The 3,464-nt window shown below is 61.8% G+C and carries 4 protein-coding genes; all 4 read left to right on the forward strand.

Features of this window, described 5'->3' with window-relative positions; all coding sequences use genetic code 11:
- The coding region (locus EOC06_RS34605; protein WP_164898909.1) for a zinc-binding dehydrogenase at positions 1-383 on the forward strand (383 nt) is incomplete at its 5' end.
- A gap of 32 nt (positions 384-415) precedes the next feature.
- Positions 416-1,147 carry a histidine utilization repressor gene (gene hutC, locus EOC06_RS34610; protein ID WP_128309920.1) on the forward strand — a complete coding sequence of 244 codons (732 nt, stop codon included), beginning with the start codon at positions 416-418 and terminating at the stop codon, positions 1,145-1,147.
- Between the two features lie 106 nt (positions 1,148-1,253).
- Entirely contained in the window at positions 1,254-2,552 is a 1,299-nt protein-coding gene (locus EOC06_RS34615) for a hypothetical protein (RefSeq protein ID WP_128309921.1), read from the forward strand.
- A gap of 200 nt (positions 2,553-2,752) precedes the next feature.
- The coding region (locus tag EOC06_RS34620; protein ID WP_128309922.1) for an ABC transporter substrate-binding protein at positions 2,753-3,464 on the forward strand (712 nt) is incomplete at its 3' end.

Raw genomic sequence — 3,464 nt, forward strand, 5'->3', positions numbered from 1 at the left:
ATGCCATTGCCGCCGCAACCGCCAATGCCCCCTTGGTGGCGGCCGTCGAGGCGACCGGCAGCATCGCGGCATTCAATCAGTTGCTCGGCGTTGTCGATCCAGGCGGCACGATCGCCATGGTCGGCATCTTCCATGGCCGCCTCGACATCGATCCCAATACACTGGTCGAACGCGAAATCGGGTTGCTGGGATGCCACGCCTTTGCCGACGAGCTGCCCGAGGCCGTGCGGATGCTGGGCGAACTCAGCGAACCGCTGCTGGCGCTGATCGACCAGGAGATCGGCCTGGATGACATTCCGGCTGCCTATGAGCGGCTGTTGGCGGGGCGCAGCGACGGCTTGAAAACAATCATCCGTATGCGGCAACCTGTTGAGCAGTCGTGATTTCCGATGAATCGCCGGAAAGGACTTTTGAAATGATCACTTTGCCCGACACGGCCAGCCCTCTTTACGAGAAGGTGAAGGACTACATCCTGGCGAACATCGGAACGGGCCGGTGGGGCAAGGATCGCAAGCTGCCGTCCGAGAATGAGTTGGTGGCGTCGCTCGGCGTGTCGCGGATGACGGTTCACCGGGCGCTCAGAGAGTTGACCTCGGCCGGGTTCCTGATCCGCCTGCAAGGTGTGGGAACCTTCATCGCGCCGCCGCGGCCGCAATCGACGCTGATCGAGATCAACAACATCGCAGCCGAGATCGTCGAGCGCGGCAACAGGCATCGTTCCGAAGTTTTCGTCCTCGAAACCATCATGCCGACAAAGGAGCTGGCGCTGTCGTTCGAGTTTCCAAAGCGCGTCTCGATCTATCATTCCGTCGTCGTCAATTTCGAGAATGATCTGCCGGTACAGCTGGAAGAGCGCTTCGTCAATCCGAGCCTCATTCCCGATTACGACAAGCAGGATTTTTCGAAGACGGCGACCTACGACTATCTCATGCAGAAAACCCCGGTGACCGAAGTCGAGCATATCATCTCGGCGATCCCGGCCGACGCCGAGACGGCGCGGCATCTGGGCATCGATGTCGGCGCCTGCTGCCTTTTCCTGCACCGCCGGACATGGACAGGCGCGGTGGTGGCCACCATCAGCAAGCTGACTTATGCCGGCAGCCGCTACTCGCTCGGCAGCCGCTATTCCCCTTCAAAAAGCAGCTAACGGAAGCAGGACGAATGCAAGTCGGAGCGGTTTCGTTGTCAATGTATATACATGTGCTGACGAGAACACTTTCGCTCTCGAATGGACGGGCCAAGAAGGACAACAGATGACGCAGACACCGAGTCGCACGGCGCAGATCCGGGCACTCGCGCAGCATGATGTTGCCGAAGCACAAAGCGCGCTGGCGGCATTGCTGGGCGACCTGTTCGCGATGAGTCCCCGCAATGTGCGCATCAACTTCGACAAATACAGCCTCAATTCCCTGAACGGCTTCTTCGAAGACGACGGCAAGGCCTACTTCTTCAAGTTCCATCAGGAGGAGCGGGAGGAGGCGATGACGGGCGAGTATTACCGCGCCGAGATTCTGTCGCGCGCCGGCCTGCCGGTCGACCAACCCATACACATGTCGGCGCAGCCCGGCGAGCAGATCCTTGTCTACCGCCGCCGCACGGATCCGAGATTTTCGGATGTGCTGTTCGCGCTAGATGCGCAGGACGATGCCGGCAAGCGGCAAGAAGCCGTTCTTGCCGAGCGCGACCTGTCGGCCAGGCTGCTCAAGGTCTATCTCAAGACGCTGCATCCGGTGACTGTCGCGGAGGTCTCGGCGGAGCCGATCCACAGGCTGTTTCATGAGCGGCTGATCGATGCAAACACACGCTTGTCGCCAGGCGGCCGGCTGGCCGATTTCTATGTCGGCAAGCCGTTCGTCTTTCCCGGTGCCGAGCTGGATTGGGATCGGTTTTCCCGGCTGAAATTCGTCATCAACGGCCAGCAGTACACCCACAGCGTCGGTGAGCTTTTCGATGCCGCCGCGGTGCGCTTGCGGCCCGACCGGCTTGCCGATGCCGGCGGCGTGGTCGCGCATGGCGACGCCCACAACGCCAATGTCTGGTACACGGCTAAGGCGGGGAGGGCGGAACTGTCCTTCTTCGATCCCGCCTTTGCCGGCTCGCATATCCCGACGCTGCTGGCGGAGGTGAAGGCGACGTTCCACAACATCTTTGCCCATCCGTTCTGGCTCTATGATCCGGCGACCGCGACAGAGGCTTTTCGCGCCCAGGCGCGGCTGGACGGAAATCTGCTCCATGTCGACACGGACTGGGACCTGAGCCCCGTCCGCCGCGACCTGCTGGAGGTCAAGGCGACCGCGCTGTGGCGGCCATTGCTGCTGGAGCTCAAACGGCGCGGCATGCTGCCGGCCGATTGGCGCGCGGTGCTGCGGGCCGGTCTTTTCCTGTCGCCGACGCTGGTCATGAACCTGCGGGCCGGCGCGCGCAGCCACACGCGGGTCTCCTCCCTCATTGCCTTCTCAGTCGCGGTCATGGTCGGCAGCGAACCCGTTGCCGGAGCCGATCGGGTGACCGATTTCCTAGACCGGATCGATCCGGAAAAGCGTGAAAATTGAGTCTTTCTAACTTGTATATGCATGTATGTATTTTAGCCTTGACATCCGCTCCCGCTGACGCTGAAATATCCTCGCACTTCACCATGAAGTGGCAGGTAAGATGCCGAGGCACAGTGCCGCAAGAGCAGAAACCCGCAGTCTCACCAGACCGGCTGCCTGGGTTAGAAAAAGCGGTCTGATCATCAAGGGGAATAAAGATGATGCGTAACCTAACAGGACAATTTCGCGCGCTCGTGATGGCCGCCGCCATCGGGCTGGCCGCCGCCCCGGCAGCCTACGCAGCCGATGCGGCCATTCCCACCACGCCCGAGGCAGGAGCGTTCAAGATCGGCATCGAGCCCTGGCTCGGCTATGGCCAATGGCATGTCGCCGAGGCCAAGGGCCTGTTCAAGACGAACGGGCTGAGCGACGTCCAGATCGTCAATTTCGCCGAGGACAAGGACATCAACGCAGCACTTGCAAGCGGCCAGCTCGACGCCGCCAACATCGCGACCCACACGGCGATGGGCATGGTTGCGGCCGGCCTGCCGGTGAAGATCGTGCTGTTGCTCGACGTCTCCATGACCGCCGACGCCATCATCGCCGGCAAGGACGTCACCTCCATCGCGGACCTCAAGGGCAAGCAGGTGGCCTTCGAGGAAGGCACGACGAGCGACATTCTGCTCAAATACGCGCTCGCCAGGAACGGCATGTCGATCGACGATGTCAAGCCGGTTCCGATGCCGGCGTCCGATGCCGGCAGCGCCTTGATCGCCGGCCAGGTGCCGGTCGCGGTGACCTATGAACCGTACCTCACCGTCGCCATGGCGCAGAACAAGGACCTCAAGTTGCTGTTCACCGCCGGCGAGGATCCCGGCCTGATCAGCGACGTGCTGGTGGTGCGTGACGAGGTGATCAAGTCGCGGCCCGGCC

The sequence above is a fragment of the Mesorhizobium sp. M7A.F.Ca.MR.362.00.0.0 genome (genome assembly GCF_004023175.1).
In the GTDB taxonomy this organism is placed as follows: domain Bacteria; phylum Pseudomonadota; class Alphaproteobacteria; order Rhizobiales; family Rhizobiaceae; genus Mesorhizobium.

Bases quoted from the DNA above. Each gene is read 5' to 3' on its own strand.
- EOC06_RS34615 (WP_128309921.1), top strand. From the start codon at position 1,254: ATGACGCAGACACCGAGTCGCACGGCGCAGATCCGGGCACTCGCGCAG.
- hutC (WP_128309920.1), top strand. From the start codon at position 416: ATGATCACTTTGCCCGACACGGCCAGCCCTCTTTACGAGAAGGTGAAG.